General features: G+C 52.1%; 16 protein-coding genes and 1 pseudogene. 14 read left to right on the forward strand and 3 right to left on the reverse strand.

Translation table 11 applies throughout. From position 1 onward, the window contains the following. Nucleotides 1-260 precede the first annotated feature (260 nt). The 9 genes from HMPREF3139_RS05100 (at nt 261) to HMPREF3139_RS11230 (ending at nt 7,119) form a co-directional block, all read left to right on the forward strand. Nucleotides 261-599, forward strand: a complete 339-nt coding sequence (locus tag HMPREF3139_RS05100; protein ID WP_004519158.1) for a hypothetical protein — start codon at nt 261-263, stop codon at nt 597-599. A 59-nt stretch (nt 600-658) separates the two neighbouring features. Beyond that, the gene (locus HMPREF3139_RS05105; RefSeq protein WP_070461010.1) at nt 659-994 is read left to right on the forward strand and encodes a zinc ribbon domain-containing protein YjdM; all 336 of its coding nucleotides are present in this window, start codon (nt 659-661) and stop codon (nt 992-994) included. Nucleotides 995-1,211: 217 nt separating this feature from the next. Beyond that, nucleotides 1,212-3,521 carry a DNA helicase RecQ gene (gene recQ, locus HMPREF3139_RS05110; protein WP_070461013.1) on the forward strand — a complete coding sequence of 770 codons (2,310 nt, stop codon included), beginning with the start codon at nt 1,212-1,214 and terminating at the stop codon, nt 3,519-3,521. 222 nt (nt 3,522-3,743) lie between these two features. Continuing rightward, nucleotides 3,744-4,193: an HvfX family Cu-binding RiPP maturation protein gene (locus HMPREF3139_RS05115; RefSeq protein ID WP_004519155.1), complete on the forward strand. Its 450-nt coding sequence runs from the start codon at nt 3,744-3,746 to the stop codon at nt 4,191-4,193. 96 nt (nt 4,194-4,289) lie between these two features. Beyond that, nucleotides 4,290-4,607: an HvfA family oxazolone/thioamide-modified RiPP metallophore gene (locus HMPREF3139_RS05120; RefSeq protein ID WP_070461015.1), complete on the forward strand. Its 318-nt coding sequence runs from the start codon at nt 4,290-4,292 to the stop codon at nt 4,605-4,607. An 86-nt stretch (nt 4,608-4,693) separates the two neighbouring features. Beyond that, nucleotides 4,694-5,536 (forward strand): HvfB family MNIO-type RiPP peptide maturase, encoded by an 843-nt coding sequence (locus HMPREF3139_RS05125; protein WP_070461018.1) that lies wholly within the window; start codon nt 4,694-4,696, stop codon nt 5,534-5,536. Then, nucleotides 5,526-6,212, forward strand: a complete 687-nt coding sequence (locus HMPREF3139_RS05130) for an HvfC family RiPP maturation protein (protein WP_070461020.1) — start codon at nt 5,526-5,528, stop codon at nt 6,210-6,212. The genes HMPREF3139_RS05125 and HMPREF3139_RS05130 overlap by 11 nt, the downstream gene beginning before the upstream one ends. Nucleotides 6,213-6,354: 142 nt before the next feature. Further along, nucleotides 6,355-6,933 (forward strand): sigma-70 family RNA polymerase sigma factor, encoded by a 579-nt coding sequence (locus tag HMPREF3139_RS05135; protein ID WP_070461023.1) that lies wholly within the window; start codon nt 6,355-6,357, stop codon nt 6,931-6,933. 12 nt (nt 6,934-6,945) lie between these two features. Beyond that, nucleotides 6,946-7,119 carry an anti-sigma factor family protein gene (locus HMPREF3139_RS11230; RefSeq protein WP_049323681.1) on the forward strand — a complete coding sequence of 58 codons (174 nt, stop codon included), beginning with the start codon at nt 6,946-6,948 and terminating at the stop codon, nt 7,117-7,119. A gap of 236 nt (nt 7,120-7,355) precedes the next feature. Here the strand turns inward: HMPREF3139_RS11230 and HMPREF3139_RS05145 are convergent, their stop codons facing one another. Then, the gene (locus tag HMPREF3139_RS05145; RefSeq protein WP_070461026.1) at nt 7,356-11,504 is read right to left on the reverse strand and encodes a translocation/assembly module TamB domain-containing protein; all 4,149 of its coding nucleotides are present in this window, start codon (nt 11,502-11,504) and stop codon (nt 7,356-7,358) included. Between the two features lie 78 nt (nt 11,505-11,582). After that, on the reverse strand, nt 11,583-13,424 hold the full coding sequence (locus HMPREF3139_RS05150; protein ID WP_070461028.1) for an autotransporter assembly complex protein TamA: 1,842 nt from the start codon (nt 13,422-13,424) through the stop codon (nt 11,583-11,585). A gap of 448 nt (nt 13,425-13,872) precedes the next feature. Between HMPREF3139_RS05150 and sstT the strand changes: the two genes are divergently transcribed. Continuing rightward, entirely contained in the window at nt 13,873-15,096 is a 1,224-nt protein-coding gene (gene sstT, locus HMPREF3139_RS05155; RefSeq protein ID WP_070461031.1) for a serine/threonine transporter SstT, read from the forward strand. 225 nt (nt 15,097-15,321) lie between these two features. Beyond that, a complete protein-coding gene (locus tag HMPREF3139_RS05160; protein ID WP_070461033.1) occupies nt 15,322-17,178 on the forward strand; it encodes an ABC transporter ATP-binding protein in 1,857 nt (618 codons plus the stop codon). Nucleotides 17,179-17,287: 109 nt separating this feature from the next. Here the strand turns inward: HMPREF3139_RS05160 and HMPREF3139_RS05165 are convergent, their stop codons facing one another. Next, nucleotides 17,288-18,016: an LOG family protein gene (locus tag HMPREF3139_RS05165; RefSeq protein ID WP_003686578.1), complete on the reverse strand. Its 729-nt coding sequence runs from the start codon at nt 18,014-18,016 to the stop codon at nt 17,288-17,290. A gap of 141 nt (nt 18,017-18,157) precedes the next feature. Between HMPREF3139_RS05165 and truC the strand changes: the two genes are divergently transcribed. From truC to HMPREF3139_RS05180, 3 genes and pseudogenes are all read left to right on the forward strand, one after another. After that, on the forward strand, nt 18,158-18,874 hold the full coding sequence (gene truC / locus HMPREF3139_RS05170; RefSeq protein WP_070461109.1) for a tRNA pseudouridine(65) synthase TruC: 717 nt from the start codon (nt 18,158-18,160) through the stop codon (nt 18,872-18,874). A gap of 97 nt (nt 18,875-18,971) precedes the next feature. After that, complete coding sequence (gene prfB, locus HMPREF3139_RS05175) at nt 18,972-20,075, forward strand: peptide chain release factor 2 (protein WP_070461035.1); 1,104 nt, start codon at nt 18,972-18,974, stop codon at nt 20,073-20,075. Nucleotides 20,076-20,518: 443 nt separating this feature from the next. Next, nucleotides 20,519-21,975: pseudogene (locus HMPREF3139_RS05180) on the forward strand (oligopeptide:H+ symporter). The last annotated feature ends 261 nt before the right edge of the window (nt 21,976-22,236 follow it).

Below are 22,236 nucleotides of genomic sequence, written 5' to 3' on the forward strand. Positions count from 1 at the left end.
AGGCCGTCTGAAAATTTTTCAGACGGCCTTTTATAATAAAACCAGAAAATAATGGAATAAGGCGGAGAATATGAGAAAATAATAGCCGCCTGCCTGCCACAACAGTTGATTGAATTAACTTTTATCGGCAGCCTGAATGTCCGGATTGGATAAAATAAGCCGTCAAGAACAAAGACCAACAAGCATATTATGTAAACTTGGCGGCTGAAAAATCGGCTCTGCACTTTACTTTACAAATCAACAACTTTAAAGGAAAACCCATGAAAAAAACCTTACTTGCCCTGATGATGCTATCTGCCGCCGCCGCGTATGCCGGTGAGGCGGAAGACCGTTTGCTGTCCGTCCAATCGGTTTACCGTGCCGCTTTGCATGAGCAAAACAGCAACGACAGCAAAATCATTTCCCTGCAAAGCGATTTGGAAAGCGCGCAGCGCCGTTTACAGGCCGCACAATCCGATATTGACCGTTTGAAAGGCGAAATTCAGACGGCCTTGGCTCAGAAAGAGCAGCAAAATGCCAAGCTGCAACAAGCCGGCCAGATGTTGGACGCGGCTTGGAATGCCGTTTACGGCGTAGGCGGCAGCAAGGCGAATCAATAATTTAGACATTGTATTATTTGCGTTTTACGCTTCTTTTATCATATTTATAAGGAAACCTCATGTCCCTACCCCCCTGCCCGAAATGCCACTCGGAATACACTTACGAAGACGGCACTCAATACGTTTGCCCTGAGTGCGCCCATGAGTGGAACGAGGCCGATGCTGCGGCTGCAAGCGATGATGCCTTGGAAGTCAAAGATGCCAACGGCGCAGTCTTGCAAGATGGCGATACGGTTGTCTTGATTAAAGATTTGAAAGTCAAAGGCAGCTCTATGGTTATCAAGCAAGGCACCAAAGTCAAAGGCATCCGCTTACAAGAGGGCGACCACAATATCGGTTGCAAAATCGATGGCAGCGCGATGAACTTGAAATCTGAGTTCGTCAAAAAAGCCTAAAGATTTTATTTTTGAAAGGCCGTCTGAAATCCGAAGATTAGGATTTCAGACGGCCTTTGTATATTTCATTCAAAATAAAATAAATCTTTATTTAAACTTAAATAAATTGAATAGATTTGAATTTCAGGCCGTCTGAAAAAGCGGTGGCAAAATGTTCCGCACATACGCGGGTGCAAAACCGTTAAAATAACGCTTTCCCCTATTCTACGGAACCATTATGCCTCAGCCGACCGCCAAACAGATTTTGCACGAAGTATTCGGTTATCCCGAATTTCGTGGCAAGCAGGAGGCTATCGTCAATGCTTTGGCCGGTGGCGAGAGTTTGATGGTGCTGATGCCGACGGGCGGGGGCAAGTCTTTGTGTTACCAGATTCCGGCGCTGATGTGCGAAGGCGTGGCGGTTGTCGTATCGCCGCTGATTGCGCTGATGAACGACCAAGTAGCCAGCCTGCATGTGGCCGGGATTGAAGCGGCGGCAGTCAACAGCAGCACATCGGCAGATGAGGCGCGCGATATTGCCGACAAGCTTGCCCAAGGCCGTCTGAAACTGCTTTATGTCGCACCGGAACGCTTGGTTACCGACCGCTTTTTGCGTTTTCTCGACCAACAAACCGTCAGCCTGTTTGCTATTGATGAGGCGCATTGCGTCAGCCAATGGGGACACGATTTCCGCCCCGAATATCAACAGCTCGGCATGCTTGCCGAACGCTATCCGAACGTCCCGCGCATCGCCCTGACCGCTACCGCCGATGCGGCCACGCGCGCCGACATCAAGCATTATCTGCACTTGGACAATGCGCCCGAATTTATCTCCAGCTTTGACCGTCCGAATATTTATTATCAGGTTATCGAAAAAAATAATGGCAAAAAACAATTGTTGGATTTCATCCGCAAGCAGATGCATGGGCAAAGCGGCATTGTGTATTGTTTGAGCCGCAAAAAAGTCGAGGATGTGGCGCAGTTTTTGTGTGAAAACGGCTTGGAGGCGATTCCGTATCATGCCGGTTTGAGCATGGACGTGCGCGAGGAAAACCAACGCCGCTTTACGCATGAAGACAATATTATCGTGGTGGCGACCGTGGCGTTCGGCATGGGCATAGACAAACCCGACGTGCGCTTTGTCGCCCATCTCGATATGCCCCAGAGTGTCGAACATTTCTATCAGGAATCGGGACGCGCCGGCCGGGACGGGCTGCCTGCCGTGAGCTGGCTGTGTTACGGCTTGAACGATTGGGTGTTGCTGCGAGAACGGATTGCCGAAGGCAACAGCGACGAAGTGCAAAAGCAAATCGAAATGCAAAAACTCGATGCCATGCTTTCCGTCTGCGAAACCGCCGCCTGCCGCCGCGTACTGCTGCTCAAACATTTCGGCGAAGAATCCGAACCCTGCGGCCATTGCGACAACTGCCTGCATCCGCCCGTGCGGTTTGACGGTACGGTGTTGGTGCAAAAATTACTCAGCTGCGTGTACCGCGCCGGACAACGTTTTGCCGCTGGTTACATCACCAACCTTTTGCGCGGCAAAAGCGACGATTGGATACAGCGCAACGGCCATGACAAGTTATCCACATTCGGCATTGGCAGCGAACAGACTGACAAAGAATGGCGCAGCGTTATCCGCCAGTGCATCAGCTTGGGCTATCTCACCGTCAATGTCGAGCAACATCAAGCCCTGCAGCTGACCGAAGCGGCAAAAAAAGTCCTCAAGGGCGAAACCGAAGTTATGTTGCGTCCACTGCGCCGCGAAAAAACGGCTACCCAAAAACCGAAAGACGATTGGTTGCGTACCGAGCGCGAAGAGCGTTTGTGGCAGGCATTGCGTCAATGGCGGCAACAACGCGCCCGGGCAGAGGAAGTGCCGGCCTATGTGGTTTGCGGCGACAAAACCCTGCGCGATATTGTCGAAAAAATGCCCCGAAGGTTGGAAGATTTACATCAAATCTACGGCTTGGGTGAGGCGAAAATCAATAAATTCGGTTTGGAGATACTCGACGTTTGCGAAACGGCTGAAGCCGGTACGGTTTCCACAGACAGCGCACAAGTTATCCACAGCTTGAGCGAGCGCGAACAGGCCTTAAAACGGGCTTTGGAAACTTGGCGCGAGCAGCAGGCAAGTGCCGATCAAGTAACGCTGGGTACGGTATTCTCCAACGAAAGCATGGATGATTTGTTGACCAATACGCCTGCCGAACCCATCGACCTTTTAGGTGTGTATAAGCTCGGCGAAAAACGTATAGAGCAATACGGCGAGGGCATTTTAAACATCTGCCGCCCGTTTTCAGACGGCCTGAGTGAAGAGGACAAACGCAAACGCCGATTGATGCGCTGCCTGCTTCAGTGGAACATCGATACTGCCCGCCATGAAGGCCTCGAAGCCTATCAGATATGCAGCAAAGTTACCCTGCGCGCGATTGCCGCCCGACGGCCGCAAGATTTGGCGGAGTTGGCGGAAATCCACGGCATGAATGAGGAGAAAATCGACAAATACGGCGCAGAAATTGTCGAATTGTGTAAACAAGCGGATTGATTGACCGCGTTCATCATTAAAGGCCGTCTGAAACCCAATCAAGCATGGTGTTTCAGACGGCCTTTTGAATTTTTAATCTTTATAAAACAATGAATAAGAAAATAACTTTATTTATTTCGTCAGTTTTTTAAAGCTGCCGCGTCTAAACAGGCATGAAATATGGGATGGTGCCGATTGATTTTTCGTCCCATCCCATTCAACACACATTGATTAGGAAAATAAATGAACACCTCATCCAACCCCTCTTGGCAGGCTGCTTTCGGTTTGTTGACGCTCAGGCTTTTTGCCGCGTATGAATTTCTTGAGTCCGGTTTGGAAAAATGGAACGGGGAAAACTGGTTTGCAGAAATAAACAGTCAATTTCCCTTTCCGTTCAATTTGTTGTCGGATACGGTCAACTGGAATTTGGCCATGTGGGCGGAACTGGTTTTGCCTGCGCTGCTCATCGTCGGCTTGGCAACGCGGCTGTCCGCGCTGGGATTGATGGTCGTAACGGCTGTCGCATGGTCTGCGGTACATGCCGGCTTGGGTTACAATGTGTGCGACAACGGTTATAAAATAGCACTGATTTATTTGGTGGTTTTATTTCCTGTCCTATTGCAGGGCGCAGGCCGTCTGTCTTTGGATGCCCTGCTGAAGAAACGCTGTTGCCGTATCAAGCATTTTCTTTAAGGATTATCTTTAAGGATTAATGGTCGCGGGCCGACTTTAAATGCCCGATATTATCCCTTGATTTATTTAAACTCGTATTTTAAAAAGGAAGTTAAAATGAAAAAAAATGTAGCTGCTGCTTTGGCCGGTGCACTGTCCCTGTCTCTGGCTGCCGGCGTTGTTGCCGCTGATAAACCGTTCAGCAGCAAAGCAGGTGTTCAAAAATCTGCTCAAGGCTCTTGCGGTGCGGTTAAAGCCGGTGAAGGTTCATGCGGTGCAAGCGCTGTTTCTAAAGCAAGCGAAGGCAAATGTGGCGAAGGCAAATGCGGTTCAACCGTGGAAAAAGCCCACGCTAAAAAAGGCAAAGCATCTAAAGCTAAAGCTGCCAAAGTAGTAGAAGGTAAATGCGGCGAAGGTAAATGCGGTTCTAAATAATCCTGCAACATACCTTTAACAAAGTCGCATTTTATAAACAAAAATGCGACTTTGTCGTTCATACGGCATCATAACAGGACATCACCATGATTCAACACGCAGGCTTGGGCTACCGCCGCGACTTGGCGGAAGACTTCCTCTCGCTTTCAGACGACAGCCCGATACGCTTTATCGAAGCCGCCCCCGAAAACTGGCTGAAAATGGGCGGCAGGGCGCGCAAACAGTTTGACCGCGTGGCGGAACGGCTGCCGCTGGCGTTGCACGGATTATCCATGTCGTTGGGCGGACAAGCACCGCTGGATACTGCCTTGATAGACGGAATCAAAGAAATGATGCGCCGTTATGACTGCACGTTTTTCTCCGACCATTTGAGCTATTGCCACGACGGCGGTCATCTTTACGATTTGTTGCCGCTGCCTTTCACTGATGAGATGGTGAAACATACCGCGCGCCGTATCCGCGAAGTGCAAGACCGTTTGGGCTGCCGCATCGCCGTGGAAAACACCTCCTACTACCTGCATTCTCCGCTTGCCGAGATGAACGAAGTCGAGTTCCTCAACGCGGTTGCCCGTGAAGCCGACTGCGGCATTCATTTGGATGTGAACAATATTTACGTCAACGCCGTCAATCACGGCCTGTTGTCGCCCGAAGCCTTTTTAGAAAATGTGGACGCAGAGCGCGTGTGCTATATCCACATTGCCGGACATGACGTCGAAACGCCGGAATTGTTGATTGATACGCATGGCGCGGCGGTTTTGCCGACCGTTTGGGATTTACTCGAACTGGCCTATGCCAAACTGCCGACGATTCCGCCCACCCTGTTGGAACGCGATTTCAATTTCCCGCCTTTTGCCGAACTCGAAGCCGAAGTCGCTAAAATCGCCGACTATCAAATGCGTGCCGGAAAGGAATACCGCCGTGCAGCCTGAAACCTCCGCCCAATATCAACACCGCTTTGCCCAAGCCATACGCGAAGGCAAAGCCGAAGACGGATTGCCGCAAGAGCGTCTGAACGTCTATATCCGCCTGATACGCAACAATATTCACAGCTTTATCGACCGCTGTTATACCGAAACGCTGCAATACTTTGACAGCGAAGAATGGGGCCGTCTGAAAGAAGGTTTCGTCCGTGACGCGCGCGCCCAAACGCCCTATTTTCAAGAAATCCCCGGCGAGTTCCTCCAATATTGCCAAAGTCTGCCGCTTTCAGACGACCTCTTGGCATTGATGGACTTTGAACACACTCAGCTGCTCGCCGAAACCGCTCAAATCGACAGCCAAGCAGTCCATACAGATTCAGACGATTTAGCGTACACCCTTTCTTCCGCCGCCTTTGTGCGCCGTTATCAGTATGATGTGACGGACGAATTGCAGGAGGCGGAAACTGCCGTTTTGGTGTGGCGCGATAAGGAAGACGACGTGATGTATCAAACGCTCAACGATTTCGACGCCTTATTGCTGGAAACGCTGGCAGAGACGCCCACTTCCCTAAACGGCCTGCAAACCATGCTGGCAGAGTTCATGCCGTCTGAAAACACTTGGCAGGACGCATTAAGGCAAAAATGGACAGAATGGCTGGAACAGGGCATTTTGGTTGCAGCATAAATCAAAGCCGTCTGAAACGGGCGCAGTCGGTTTCGGTAAAACAAAAATACTACTGAAATCGTTTATAGATTCAATCGCATGCTCTTGCCGTATCAGCGTAAAATCAGAAGCATATTGATCATTCATTTCATACTGATACATTATGGCCCTACCCGAACTGACCGATGCCGAGCTTGCCGAATCCCGCAAACTGCTGCTGCGCTTTGCCCAGATCCAGCTGCCCGACCGCCCCGATTTGGCGGAAGACCTCGTACAGGAAACCATGCTTTCCGCTTACCGTGCGGCCGAGGGTTTCAAAGGCGGCGCCCAAGTGAGCAGCTGGCTGTTTGCAATCTTAAAAAACAAAATTACCGACTGCCTGCGCCAAATCGGGCGGCAACGCCAAGTTTTCGTCACGCGCGACGAGGAAGCCTTGGATGAAGCCTTTGAAGGACATTTTGCCGCCGACGGTCATTGGACGGACGAAGGACAGCCTCAGGGTTGGGACTCGCCCGAAGCCAGTTTGAACAATAAAGAGTTCTACCAAGTTTTACAGACCTGCCTCTACCATCTGCCGGAAAACACCGCCCGCGTGTTTACTATGAAAGAAATTCTCGGTTTTTCAAGCGATGAAATCCGCGAGCAATGCGGCATCAGCCATGCCAACTATCACACCATCATGCACCGCGCGCGCGAAACCTTGCGCCAGTGCCTGCAAATCAAATGGTTCTCCCATGCCTGACAGGAAAACGCCATGAAAAAATGCCGCAAAATAACCGATCTGATTTCCAAACAGCAAGACCAAGTACGCCTCAGTCTTTTTAACCGCATTGCCCTCGCTGTGCACCTGTCTCTCTGCCCCCGTTGCCGCGAATATAAGAAACAGCTCGAATTAATCAGCAATGCCATGCATAAGATGTTTCGATGATTCAAAAAAGCCGTCTGAAACCTGCCCCTGTCAGTTTCAGACGGCCTTTTTGTATCTGCTTATTTATCGCTAACTTGGAATAAGCCGTGGCTGGCCGCTCACTTTTTTAGCTGCATTTATTTTCAAACTTGCGCCGTTGGCCTTTGTTTTTTGAGGCATGGCTGCGGATTTTGATACGGTAGAACAAGATAAAGGCCGTCTGAAAGATGAATCTCAGACGGCCTTTTTCACGGCTTTTAGTGTTGTTCTTCCGGCTCGGGTTCGTCTTTGCCGAACCAGTTGTCAAAGCGGATGGTGTATTTCAACTCGCCGCCGGACGAGCGCGTGCCGATGCGGGCAACGGCTTGGATGGCGCGGGTCAGTTGGTACACGAGTTTGACGGATTGTTCGGCGCTGGAGATGCCGTATTCGTAACCTGCGTAGAGGTTGTTGGTGAGCTGTTTGCCGACGGTCAGGACTTGTTCGGCAGGATTGAGCTCGCCGGTTTGAGCGTTGCGGCTGCGTTTGCTGGTAAAGCCCAAATCATCCACGAGGCCGATGCGGTCGTTGACTTGGCCGGCAAGCAGCGCGCTGGCGGCCGCAGAGAGCGTGGCGTTGTCACCGTCGCTGCCGCTGCTGGCACGGTTGAGGATGAGCCAGGAGAGTTTGTCTTTTTCACTCATGGCTTCCTTCGCAACCAAGGTCACGCGCGGATTGTTGAGGCTGCCGAGAACTTCGACACCTGCGCCGACCGGGGAGAGACGGCGTTCGGCACGGATGTTAAGGTTCGGATCGGTCAGCGGGCCGACGAAGGAAACCGCACCTTTGGTGATGTCGAGGTCTTGGCCGTAGGCTTTGTAGCGGCCTTTGACAACGCGCACGGTACCGACGCCTTGGACGGCTTCGCCGGGGCGGGACGTGATGGTCAGTTTGCCGCCGATGGTAACGTCTGCGCCGTAGCCGACAAAGCGGACATTGTCGTTGATGTTCAAGACAAGGTTCAGATTAATCGGCGTGGTGGCCGTTGCTTCTTTTTTGGTTTCGCCCAGTACAACCACGTCGTCATCGAGGGTCGGCATGGAGGATTTTTGCGAACCAAACCTGCCGTAGTCGGTGTTGAGCGTGCCGTTGAGCGATACGCCTTTTTCCGGATTGTAGAGGACTTTGGCCGCGCCGGAGAGCTGCAGTTGGCGGTTTGGCCGCGAGAGGGTGCGGTATTTGTCGAAGACGATGTCTACGTCGACATCGGGGTTGGCATTGGCAAGGTTGACCGCGCCTTTGAGCTCAATCGTGCCGCTACGGTGGAATTTGAGGCTGTCGATCACCCATTTTTGACCCTGCAGGCGCGAACGCAATACGCCGTTGTCGAGAATCAGGCCTTGGGTTTGATGGCGGTAATAGAGGTTGTCGCCATTAATCAGGCCGCTCAGTTGCGGATCGTTCAGACGGCCTGCCAAGTTGACGGCGGCGTTCAGACGGCCTTTGAGGGTTTGGCCGACGGGCAGGAAGTTGCGGAAGACTTCGAGGTTGGCAACGTTCAGGTTGAGTTTGCCGCTCAGGGGGGCGGTGTCGAAGCTGGTACCCTGACCGATGTTGACAGTACCGTCGGCACGGCCGTAATTGGTTTGGAGGTCGAGGTTGCTGTTGACGGTAGGCGAACCGAGTCGGCCGCCGATGGTGGCGGTCGCGTTCAGACGGCCTGCAATGCCTTGGGCTGTCGCCGGCATAAAGGATTTGAGCGAGCCCAAATCGGGAATGCTGATATTGACTTTGCCGCTGACAGGGGCGTTGTTGATGTTGTTGCCGAACTGCTGGGCGATGCCGAGCGTGCCGTCAACTTTGCCGAAGCGGGTGTTGCCTTCCAGCGTGCTGTCGATGCGGCCGTTTTGGAAACGGGTACGCAGGGCGAGTGCGGAAAGCCCCAAAGGCTGTTTGTTTTTCGGGTCTTTGCTCGGCAGGATGATGTCGCCGCTTTGACGGTTGATGTTGAGAAAGCCGCGCGCGTTTTGACTGTACGCCAAATCCCAGTCGCCGCCCAAGACGAGGTTGTGTTCGATAGGCGGAGTGTAGAAGTTGTGTAATTCGGTAATGTGCAGATTTTGTGCGCTGCCTTTACTGGTAATGCCGGCTTTCTTGTCCCAAACGAAATTTTGCAGGTTGAGGTTGCCGCCCATGGCCGCCCAGCGCGCGCTGCTGAGGGAAACGCGTTCGCTGCCGGCTTCGAGGTTGAGGCGGTTTTGCAGTTTGAGGTTGAACGCGCCGTTGATGTCGAGCGTGTCTACCGTGCCTTTCCATTGGGTTTGGTCTTTGTTGAGGCCGCCGGTGGCGTCGAGGTCGAGCTTGTAGCGTTTGTTGTCCACCGCCATGCTGCTGTTGCCGCGGATGTGGTGGTGCGAACCTGTGCCGCTGATGAGCAGGTTGACGTTGTCAATCATGGCCGCGCCGCCGGAGACGGCGATGTGTTCGCCTTTAATATCGGCACTCAACGGACGGTTGGTGTCGGGCGAACCTTTAAGCTTGAAGTCGAGGGTACGGATGTTGACGGTATCGGCGACTTTGAAGTTGCGCGCTTCGCCGTTCAAATCGGCTTCAAGGGTTTTGAGACCGTCTGAAAAACTGCCGGAGATGTAGCCGCGCGCGTTGAGCAGGCCGCCCAAGCCGAAGCCGAAACGCGACAAATCGGGGGCGGTAATGTTGAGGTTGAGGCGGTCGCCTTTTTTGCCAAAGCTGCCGTTAGTTTTGACGATGTTGCTGCCGAGGGTCAGGTCGGTCAGGGCGCGCGAGAGGTGTTTGTTTTCATAGGCGACGTCGGCTTTGCCGCTGAGCGGAACGCCGTTGAGCGTACTCGGTGCGAACTGCATTTTACCGGCGAATTTCTCTTGCGCCAGTATGCCGGTCAAGTTGATGTTGCCGTTGACGCTGCCTTGCGGAAGCTGCGGATCGATGCGCGCAGGGTTGAAGGCTTTGCTGACGATGTCCAGCTGCAGTTTGCGGTCTTTGAAGAGTTCGAGCGAGCCTTTGGCGTTGAGTTCGCCGCCGTTTTGCGGAACCAGGCGGACTTTGTCGAGCTTGAGTGTGCGCTGGCCGAGCTGTTTGTCGGTTTGGAAAAACAGCATGCCGTCTGTACGCGCGAATCCGCTGTCGAGATTCCAGTTGACGACGGGGGAGGAGGTTTCGCCTTTGACGTCGATACTGCCGTTCAGACGGCCTGCGATGTTTTGACGGACAAAGTCGTCTGCGCCGGTATTGTTGATGCCCAGTGCGAGTTTGAGTTGGTCTTGGGCGGTATCGATAGAGCCGGATACATCGATGCTGCCGTCTTTGAGCAGGCCGACGCCGATGTCTTCGATTTTGACCGTGCCTTTATCGTCGACGATGAATTCGCCGAGGATGCGTTTGACGGGGATATGGTTTTCATCGGCAAAACCGGCTTGGTCGTTTTCCAAGTCAATCGAGCCTTCCAACGCAACGCCGTCGGTAAAGGACGGAATGGTGGTGGCGTCGAAATTCAGGCGCGCTTTGGGCAGGGTGGGCAGGAAGGCCTGCGGATTGATGTTGGAACCTTTAACCAGGATTTCGCCGACGGTTTCGTTGAGGCTGTCGGCGAATGGGTGGATGGTGGATTTGGCAGACAAATGAACATTGTCGCCGTCGAGCAGTAGGTCGGTGTACACGTCTTGCAGGCTGCCCCACAGGCGCACCGTGCCGTGTATGGTTTCGCCCTCAAGCTGGCCTTTGGTGTAGATGGCGGTATTGAGGACGTAGGGTTTGTTCAAACCGAGCACCACCGCGCCTGTCGAGCTGCTCCAGGGCGTGTCGGCGGTTTTGATGTGGAGGCGGTGTTCTTTTTTGTCGTAATGATAGGCTGCGTGCAGATGGTCGAGATAGACGCTCTGCTTGTCAAAACGCTTGCCTACGCTGATTTTGCCGGTTTCCAAACGGTCGAGATAGGCGGTAACGGGCAGGTCTATGCTGTCAGGCAGGCCTTTTGAAGGCTCTTCTTCTTTGGGCGGCGTGCGCTTGGTCACAATGGCGATGTCGCCGGCCACGACTTCGGTAATGTGCAAAGACGGACGGAACAGCTCGGACGGTTTCCAATCAAAGCGGAAGCTGCTGATTTTGACATCCGCACCTTCTGTTTCAATCAACCATTTGTCGCCTTCAAAACCTTCAATCAGCGTGCCTTTCAGTGTGTCCGAAGAGATTTTGACGCCGAACCATGACGGGATCTTGTACAAACCGAAATGCAAACCCGATTCCGTACCGACCAGCCAGCCGATTGCGCCGGCAGAAACGGTCAATACGCTCAAGGCGGACAGGACAAAGCCGCGTAACAGGCGTTTTTTGCGCTTTGGCGGGGCGGGCTGTTGTTCAGACGGCGTGGAAGTGTTTGCAGTATCGGTCATGATATTTTTCTGTTTGTCTGTTGTTCAGACGGCCTGGAATGGCTGAGGCCATCTGAAAGAATGGATGGTGTATGTTTGTTAAAACCTTGTGCCTAAGCTGATGTGCCAGCGGATTTTCTTGTCGTGATGGCCGTAGGCAATGTCGAAGGAGAACGGCGCAACCGGGCTGAACCAGCGCACACCCAAGCCGGTACCGTGTTTTAAGGTCATGTGTTTGAAGTTGCTTGTCGCATCGCCGACATCGTGGAAGATGGCGCCGGAGAAGCTTTTGGTAACCGGGAATTGATATTCGAGGCTGCCGACCACCAAGGCGCGTTGCGGCAGGACGGAGCCGTTGGGGCCTGCCAAGCCGATGCTGTCGAGTTCGTAACCACGTACGGAAGTCGCGCCGCCGGTGCGGAACATCAGGCTGGACGGTACTTCTTCGCCTTCGCGGGCATAAACGTAGCCTGCCTGTCCGCGTACGATGAATGTACCGAGTTTTTTGTTTTCAGGCGTGAAGAAATAGCCTGCGCGTGCTGTAGCGCGTGCCATTTGGGTGGAGGAGAGGAGTTTGCCCAAAGTCGTGCCGATTTTGCCGTCGAGGTAGTAGCCGTTTTGAGGATGCAGCTCGGTTTCGATGCTTTGCCGTTTCCATGAGGCGGTCAGCATGGTGGCATGGCTTCGGCCCAAATCGTAGCTGGTGTCGGGGACTTTACGGTCTTCGGTAATAAATTCGAGGCCGAAGCGGGCATCGATATTGTTGCGGTCGCGGACATACCAAATACCGCTGGTCAGGGCGCGTTTTTCAAGGTTTTGCGTGGTCGAGCGGTTGTAGGAAACGTTGCTGGTCCAGTAGTTGCCGCGGTTGTTGCGCGGCTGGCTGATACCGGCGGCCAGCGTGGTTTCGTATTTGTCCATGTCCCAAACGACCGAACCGATGTAGCCTTTGTTGAAGAGGTTGTAATAGTCGTAGGCGATGCGGCCGCCGATTCCGTATTCGGAGTCGTAGCGGATACCGGTTTCCAGTTTGTGGCGTTTGACTTCGGTCACGTTGATTTTGACGGGAACGCGGTCGCCTTGCAGTTGGTCGAAGTCGGCTTGTACGGACGCGCCGGAATAGTGGCCGTTTTGTTCGAGCGCCTGTTGCAGGTCGAGGATTTTGTCTAAGTCGTAAGGCGAACCGGGTTGGAAGCGCGCCATGCCGGAAACCACGCTTTCAGGGTAGCGGCGCGTGCCGGTGATTTGGAACTCGCCGAAGTAAATCGGGCGGTTGCTCTCCACGATGACGTTTAAGTCGGCCTTCTGGGTATTGGGATTGATGGTGGCCTGGGTGGTGGTGAGTTTCGCCAATGGATATTTTTTGCGTGTTACCGCGCTGAGGACGGAGGTTTTACTCGCATTCCAGCCGTCTTGGTCGAAGTTTTCGCCGACGGGCTGCTGCCAGTTTTCCATCGCATTTTGGTAGTACTCGGCCAAGTTGTCGTCATTCAATACGTCGCCGAGGATGGCCACGCTGACGTTGTCGACTTTGGTGCGCGGGCCGGGGGTGACGTTGACGGTGTAGCTCTCGCCGTGGTCTTGAATACTGACGTTGCTGTTGAAGTAGCCTTTGGTCCGGAGCATGGTTTTGACGTTGTCGGGCGCCTCTTCGGCGAGGAAGCCGACCTGCTCTTTGTCCAGCTCCTCATCCTGCTGCTGGGTAATCAGCGGCAGGTATTCTTCAAGCATTTCTTTGACTTCGCTGTCTTGGGTGTCGATTTTGACGGGGAATTTGGGCTTGAGTTTGCCTGTTTGGTCGTCTTTGGGCTGCTTGGGCATTTCGGATTCGGGAACAGCCTCGTAGTCTTCCGCTTTGGGAACGGAAGTATCTACTGCCAACGCGTGTCCGTAGGCGAGCGCCAATGATGCAAATAAAACAGGGTAGGTCAGTTTGGTCATGATGTGTGTTCGACAGCGACAATTCTTCAGTTTGGGGATTTTAACATTATTTCTGCAAGGTTTCAGGCTATGGTTATAAACGGAAATTTAGCGCGATAACGTTGTCAAATGCGACTTAAAGGGCGGATTTTGGTTTGTTTCTATCTGATTGTAATATTTATGTTTTTGTATTTTTACTGGTGAAGTTGCCTTTGTATTCGGCCTTATGGCGCAGATTTCGGGCCGTCTGAAAGCAAGATATAGAGAATAAAGCAACGGTATGGGTATATTCTAAGAGTAGGGTTTGAGCAGATTTGACTGTATTTTTGGCATAAAGTGCCAATTGTGTCATAAATGTTAAACTTTAATGCCGTTTTTGTGAGGTGTGCATGAAAACCTCGCCGACAAATGATTTTTTATTTTAGAATGTAAGACTTTTTTAACATATCTTTAAATTGAAGGAACGGATATGGCAAGTGGCAATCCGATTTTGAACGCGCTCAATCGCGTCAGCCTGGTGGCGCAAATCGCCATCGGCTTGGTTTTAGGTATTATTGTGGGTGCAGTTTCGCCGCAAGTCGGTATCAGCGCAGGACTGCTGGGCAGCCTGTTTGTCGGTGCGCTTAAGGCTATCGCGCCGATTTTGGTATTTGTTTTGGTGACTGCCGCCATTGCGCAACACCAAAAAGGCAATCAGGCTCACATCAAACCGATTTTGATTTTGTATATTTTCGGTACGTTTGCTGCGGCTGTGGTGGCAGTCATTGCCAGTATGGCATTCCCGACCACGCTGATTCTGCGTACGGCCGGCGATGTATCCGTTGCGCCGCCTTCCGGCATTGTCGAAGTGCTGAAAACGCTGCTGATGAATTTGGTGGCCAACCCGATTAACGCGCTGGCCAATGCCAACTATATCGGCATTTTGGCTTGGGCTTTGGTATTGGGCGCGGCTTTGCGCCATCACGGTTCGGATACGACCCGCCAAGTGGCGGCCGACTTGGCCGATACCGTTTCGACGGTTGTGAAGTGGATTATCCGTTTTGCGCCGCTGGGTATTTTCGGCTTGGTGTCTTCTACTATTGCGGAAACCGGTTTTGAAGCGCTTGCCGGCTATATGCAGCTGTTGGCCGTATTGCTCGGCTGTATGCTGTTTATCGCTTTGGTGGTCAACCCGATTATTGTGTGGACGCAAATCCGCAGCAATCCTTTCCCGCTGGTGTTTACCTGCCTGCGCGAAAGCGGCGTGTATGCCTTCTTCACCCGTTCTTCCGCCGCCAACATCCCTGTGAACATGGCATTGGCGAAAAAACTGGGCCTGCACGAAGACACTTACTCTATCTCCATTCCATTGGGTGCAACCATCAATATGGCCGGTGCGGCAATCACCATTACCGTTTTGGCGATGGCTGCGGCGCACACGCAAGGCATTACGGTTGACTTCGCCACTGCCCTGCTGCTGAGCCTGGTGGCCACCGTCAGCGCGTGCGGTGCATCCGGTGTGGCCGGTGGCTCATTGCTGCTGATTCCTTTGGCGTGCAGCCTGTTCGGTATCGATAACGATGTGGCCATGCAGGTGGTTGCTGTCGGCTTCATCATCGGCGTGATTCAAGACTCTGCAGAAACTGCGTTGAACTCTTCCACCGACGTTTTGTTTACTGCCGCTGCCGATTTGGGCCGTCAACGTAAAGAGTGATTTTAGGGTTAACCTAAATCCAGCAAAGGCCGTCTGAAAAGTTTCAGACGGCCTTTGTTTTATGCCAATCAAAGGGATTTTTAGATGGTTAAGCCGATAGATTGGTTTGATCGGACTGACGGTATACGCTGTCATCAGTCGGATTTTTCCCGTAAAATACAGTCTTGAATGTATTTGAACACCTCTTTCAGACGGCCTGACCGTCTTATCACATTTGCAAAAACAATGATTAAAAAAATATTCTCATGGTTCGAGTCCCGCATCGACCCTTATCCCGAAGCCGCTCCGAAAACGCCAGAAAAAGGGTTGTGGCGGTTTATTTGGAGCAACATTGAAGGCGTGCGCAAATGGATTGCCGTGTTGGCCGTGTTTACGGTCGGCGTCGGCATCATGGAAGCCTTGATGTTCCAATTTATGGGTAAGGTAGTCGACTGGCTCGGCACTTATACGCCGCAAACGCTGTTTGTCGAAAAAGGCCATGCATTAATCGGCATGATGGCCATGGTGGCATTTTTTGCCGTTTGGACCTTTTTCGCTTCCAATGTGCGCCTGCAAACCCTGCAAGGCGTGTTCCCCATGCGCCTGCGCTGGAATTTCCACCGCCTGATGCTGGGTCAAAGCCTGGGCTTTTATCAGGACGAATTTGCAGGACGCGTGTCCGCCAAAGTGATGCAAACCGCGCTGGCGCTGCGCGATGTCGTGATGACCGTCGCCGATATGGTTGTGTATGTGCTGGTGTACTTCATCACTTCCGGCGTGATTCTGTCCTCATTCGATGCCTGGCTTATCGTGCCGTTTATCTGCTGGATGATTGGATTCGCGATGATTATGCGCTTCCTGATTCCCAAACTCGGCAAAACCGCTGCACGTCAAGCCGATGCGCGCTCGCTGATGACCGGCCGCATTACCGACGCCTATTCCAATATCGCCACCGTCAAACTCTTCTCCCACGGCGCACGCGAGGCCGCTTATGCCAAGCAGTCGATGGAAGAGTTTATGGTAACCGTCCATGCCCAAATGCGTTTGGCAACGCTGCTGTACACCTGCAGCTTTATCGTCAACAGCTCGCTGACCGTCGGCACGACCGCCTTGGGTATTTGGCTTTGGTATCACGGCCAAGTCGGCGTAGGCGCAGTCGCCACCGCCACGGCCATGGCATTGCGTGTGAACGGTTTGTCGCAATACATCATGTGGGAGTCTGCCCGATTGTTTGAAAACATCGGTACCGTCAACGACGGCATGGCCACCCTGTCCAAACCACACACCATCCTCGACAAGCCGCAAGCCCTGCCGCTGAAAGTCACCCGAGGCGAAATCAAGTTTGATCACGTCGATTTCTCCTACGAAGCAGGCAAACCGCTCCTCAACGGCTTTAATCTGAACATCAAACCCGGCGAAAAAGTCGGCTTGATCGGCCGCAGCGGCGCGGGTAAATCCACCATCGTCAACCTGCTCCTGCGTTTTTACGAACCGCAAAGCGGCACGATTTCGATCGACGGCCAAAACGTGGACAGCGTTACCCAAGAAAGTCTGCGCGCCCAAATCGGTTTGGTAACGCAAGATACCTCCCTGCTGCACCGCTCCGTCCGCGACAACATTATCTACGGCCGTCCCGATGCGACCGAAGCCGAAATGATTTCTGCCGCCGAACGCGCCGAGGCCACCGGTTTTATTCCTAACTTAAGCGATGCCAAAGGCCGACGCGGCTATGATGCACACGTTGGCGAACGCGGCGTGAAACTTTCCGGCGGCCAGCGCCAACGCATCGCCATCGCCCGCGTTATGCTCAAAGACGCGCCGATTCTGTTGCTTGACGAAGCCACCAGCGCGCTCGACTCCGAAGTCGAAGCCGCCATCCAAGAAAGCCTCGACAAAATGATGGAAGGCAAAACCGTGATTGCCATCGCCCACCGCCTCTCCACCATCGCCGCGATGGACCGTCTCATCGTCTTGGACAAAGGCCGCATTATCGAAGAAGGCAGCCACACCGAGTTGCTCAAGAAACAAGGCCTGTACGCCAAACTTTGGGCACACCAAAGCGGCGGCTTCTTGAGTGAGCATGTCGAGTGGGAAAACAATTAAACGCTTTGAAAGAAGATAAAAGGCCGTCTGAAAGTATTTTCAGACGGCCTTTATTAATGAAGCAAAGGGCAGCTGGGATAACCGCTTTTTCAGTTGAAACCTTAGTTTTTTACAGCCCCAGCGACCAAGCATTTTGGTGTTCGGACAAGTCTTCCAAGCGGTTTTCGTAATGGGCGAAGATTTCTTCGATAATTTCGTCTTCGTCGTCGATGACGCGGATCAGGTTCAAATCCTCTTCCAAAATCAGGTTTCTACCCAACAACTGCTCGCGTATCCAGTCCAACAACCCTGCCCAAAATGCTTTGCCCACTAAGATAATCGGGCGGTCGGGCGTTTTGCCGGTTTGCACCAAGGTCAGGCTTTCAAACAATTCGTCCAATGTGCCGAAACCGCCAGGCATAACGACATACGCCACGGCGTGTTTGACGAACATGACTTTGCGCGGGAAGAAGTGTTGGAATTTAATCGACAAATCCTGATACGGATTGGCTTTTTGCTCGTGCGGCAACACGATATTCAGCCCCACCGCCGGGCTTGCGCCTGCAAACGCGCCTTTGTTGGCCGCTTCCATAATGCCCGGTCCGCCGCCGGAAATGACGGAAAATCCGGCATCCGACAGTTTGCGTGCCAAGCGTAATGTAAACTCGTAGTCGGGATGGTTTTCAGGCGTGCGCGCGCTGCCGTAAATGCTGACGGCTGGCTGAATGGCGCGCAATTCTTCGCCGGCTTCGACAAATTCGGAAATAATCTTCAATACATGATACGACTCGCGCGCCTGAATATCGCGGCGTGTTTCGTCGGGCAGCATGGGTTTGGGCAGTTTTTTGAGCAGGCTCACGGCTTTTCCTTTGTGTTTTTATGTACAGTATTGTAACCCGAAAGGGGCGGGCCGTCTGAAAGTTGGGTTTCGGCGGCAAGTGTGCCTGCCACATTTTCAAAAGCCCGTTACAATATCTGCTTTTATTTTTACTGCTTTGCCATGCTTGATATTATCCACCGCGACAGTCGCACCGTTGCCGTCAACAAACCTGCCGGAATGCTGGTGCACCGAAGCTGGTTAGACAAACACGAAACCCGTTTTGCCGTGCAGACCCTGCGCGACCAAATCGGGCAGCACGTCTATCCCGTCCACCGCCTCGACCGCCCGACTTCCGGCGTCTTGCTGTTTGCCCTCGATACGGAAGCCGCACGGTTATTGACGCAGCAGTTTGAAAACAAAACCATCGAAAAAACGTATTGGGCGATTGTTCGCGGTCATCTGCCTTCAGACGGCCTGATTGATTACGCCCTCAAATATATGCCCGACAAAATCGCCGAAGCGCAGACCGAAGCCACATTGCAGGAAGCACAAACCGCCTACCGTTGTCTGGCGCAAACCGAGTTGCCGTTCCAATCCGCCCTGCGTTATCCGACCTCGCGTTATTCGTGGGCCGAACTCACGCCGCACACCGGCCGCAAACACCAACTCCGCCGCCATATGAAACACATTTTCCACCCCATCGTCGGCGACACCAACTACGGCGATTTGCGCCAAAACCATGCCGTTGCCGAACATATCGGCACGCAACGCTTAATGTTGCACGCGCGAAGCCTCAGTTTTCAAAGCATAGAAAACGGCAGCCGGATGACCGTGCAAGCGCCGATAGACAACGACTGGCGGCTTTGGATGGAAAAATTCAAAACCGAGGCCGTCTGAAAACCCGAACCGCACATTTTCAGACGACCCGGTCATGGAAAAAAACAGGCAAATCCCTTACAATACGCCCCTAAAATTTTGAAAGAACACAAGAATCATGGAAGCCGAAGTAATCAACCAGCTTAACAACACCCTAAACGACCTGGAGAAGCGCAGCGAAGACATCCGCGTCTATATGGACTACCAAGGCAAAAAAGACCGCCTTGAAGAAGTCGTCGGCCTCTCCGAAGACCCGGAACTGTGGAACGACCCCAAACGCGCCCAAGAAATCGGCAAAGAGCGCAAAATCCTCGAAGGCATCGTGGTAACCCTCGACAACATCGCCACAGGCATCGAAGACAACCGTATGTTGATCGAAATGGCCGTCGAAGAAAACGATGAAGAAGGTTTCGCCGCCGTGCAGGAAGACGTGGCCGGTTTGGAAAAACAAATGGCCGACCTCGAATTCAAACGAATGTTCAACCAGCCAGCCGACCCGAACAACTGCTTTATCGACATCACCGCAGGCGCAGGCGGTACCGAAGCCGAAGACTGGGCAGGTATGCTGTTCCGCATGTACAGCCGCTACGCCGAGCGCAAAGGCTTCAAAATCGAAATCCTTGAAGAAGACAACGGCGAAATCGCGGGCATCAACCGCGCCACCATCCGCGTGGAAGGCGAATACGCCTACGGCTTGCTGCGTACCGAAACCGGCGTCCACCGCTTGGTGCGCTACTCACCGTTTGACTCCAACAACAAACGCCATACGTCGTTCTCATCCGTGTTTGTTTATCCCGAAATCGACGACTCCATCGAAATTGAAATCAACCCTGCCGATTTGCGTATCGACACTTACCGCGCATCCGGTGCAGGCGGTCAGCACATTAACAAAACCGACTCCGCCGTGCGTATTACCCACGAGCCGACCGGGATTGTGGTGCAATGTCAAAACGACCGTTCGCAACACGCCAACAAAGCCGCCGCGATGGAAATGTTGAAATCCAAACTGTACGAATTGGAAATGCGCAAACGCAACGAAGAGAAGCAGGCGTTGGAAGAAGGCAAGTCCGATGTGGGTTGGGGCAGCCAAATCCGCTCATACGTTTTGGATTCCTCACGCATTAAAGACCTGCGTACAGGCTACGAAGTCGGCAACACCAAAGCCGTATTGGACGGCGACTTGGACGGCTTCATCGAAGCCAGCCTGAAACAAGGTGTGTAAACCGTAAGAGATAAACAGGCCGTCTGAAATCTTTCAGACGGCCTGTTTATTGTTGAATATGGCAGTAATTACACCCAACTTTGATGATTTATATTTCCAGCAGGCAAAAGGTTTTATCTATTTGCATAAGCTAAAGTCTTATCAGCCTAAATGGAATACTGAACGCAGTAAATATATCCGTTTTCGGTTACATGAAAAATACACTAAAAATTAACGGGTTTTTGAATATGTAGGGCATGACGGGGATGGCCACGATATGCTTGTTATGTGGGTATTGAGTTCTTTTTTAAATGCGAATATTAATCTTTCTGTAAAAATATGCTTTTTAATGTTTTGCAAATGCAAAGATTGGCGGTAATATATAGTTTCTATAAAAATGATTGGTAGGTGCAATAGGCCGTCTGAAGCCTGATCCTGTCCGATATATTAGGAGAACTTATTAAATGTCCGGTCAAAAGCTGTCTTCTGCCGAGAAAACTTTCTTCGGCCATCCTTTGCAATTATCCACCCTATTCCATATTGAGCTGTGGGAGCGTTTTTCCTTCTACGGTATGCAGGGCATCCTGCTGATTTATCTGTATTACACCGCGAATCAAGGCGGTTTGGGTATGGATAAGGCTTTGGCCGGCGGTATCGTTGGCGCATACGGTGGCAGCGTTTACCTGTCCACCATTCTCGGCGCATGGTTAGCCGACCGCATTTGGGGCGCGGAGCGTACCCTGTTTATCGCCGGCATTGTCGTAATGATCGGCCATATTTTATTGGCGATTGTGCCGGGCTTGATGGGATTGCTGTTGGGCTTGGTGTTTATCGCGCTGGGCAGCGGCGGCGTGAAATCGTCTGCCGGTTCGATGGTCGGTTCTTTGTATGAACGGGACGACCTGCGAGAATTGCGTGATGCCGGTTTCTCCATTTTCTATATTTCCATCAATATTGGCGGTTTCTTAGGCCCTTTGTTGACCGGTATTTTGCAAGACAGAATGGTTTCCATTACGGTTTCGGCGCAGCGGCCGTCGGTATGGCATTTGGCCTGCTGTGGTATTCGCGCGGCCGTAAAAACCTGCCGCATACGCCGGCTCCGAATCCGTTGCGTCCTGAAAAGATACAGACTGCTATAGCTGTCGGCGTGTTGCTGGTTTTGGTGTTGAGCAGCGTGATTGCTTCCGGCGCGCTCAATCTTGAGAACTTTTCACGCTGGCTTTTGGGCGTGGTCATTATCACCGTTATCGCTTATTTTGCACGCCTGCTGGGCAGCAGCCAGGTTGAGGCAGCCAATAAACGTTACATCATGGCCTATATTCCGCTGTTTTTGACTATTTGTATGTTCTGGGCGGTTTGGTTTCAGGTGTACACCGTTGCAACGGTTTATTTTGACGAAACGGTTGACCGTACTTTCTTCGGCTTTACCGTGCCTGTTTCATGGAAAGATTCGATACAGGCCATGTGGGTGGTTCTCTTTTCCGGCGTGATGGCCACGGTGTGGACGAAAATGGGCAAACGCCAACCTAAAACACCGTTGAAGTTTGCACTGGCCATGTTGGTAACCGGCGCCTCTTATTTGTGTTTCATTCCGTATATTTCATCCGAGACCCCGATGCCGATTATCGTGTTTATGCTGATGTTGCTGGCAATTACGATAGGCGAGTTGATGCTGTCGCCGATTTCGCTGTCGTTTTCCACCAAAATCGCACCGAGCATGTTTAAAACACAAATGGTTGCGTTGAATTTCTTAGCATTGTCCATTGGCTTTACCTTGGGCGGAGTGTTGTTTAAAGACTACTACAATGCTCAGTCGCCATTGGATTTCTACTGGATGCTGGCCACCATCGGCGCAGTAACCTGCGGTATCCTGCTGGTACTCACCCCAGTATTGAACCGCATGCTCAAAGGTGTCGATTGATTTTTCTATTTAAAATAATGTGATGTACACAGGCCGTCTGAAAAAGAATCAGTTTTCAGACGGCCTGATGTTTTTATTGAGGTTTGGAAAAGGGTGGTTTTCCAGATTTTTGAAGTAAATCGGACAGGCAGAAAATCCAAATTAAATGATACATGATTAAACTGAAATTAAAATTTGGAAATATTAAATAAGAATAAGAATTGTTCTCATAACTTTATTGAATTTATTAGGGTTTTTTTACTGATTTGCTGATATTTACCT

The organism is Neisseria sp. HMSC15G01, from assembly GCF_001808255.1.
Classification (GTDB): Bacteria; Pseudomonadota; Gammaproteobacteria; order Burkholderiales; family Neisseriaceae; genus Neisseria; species Neisseria subflava_A.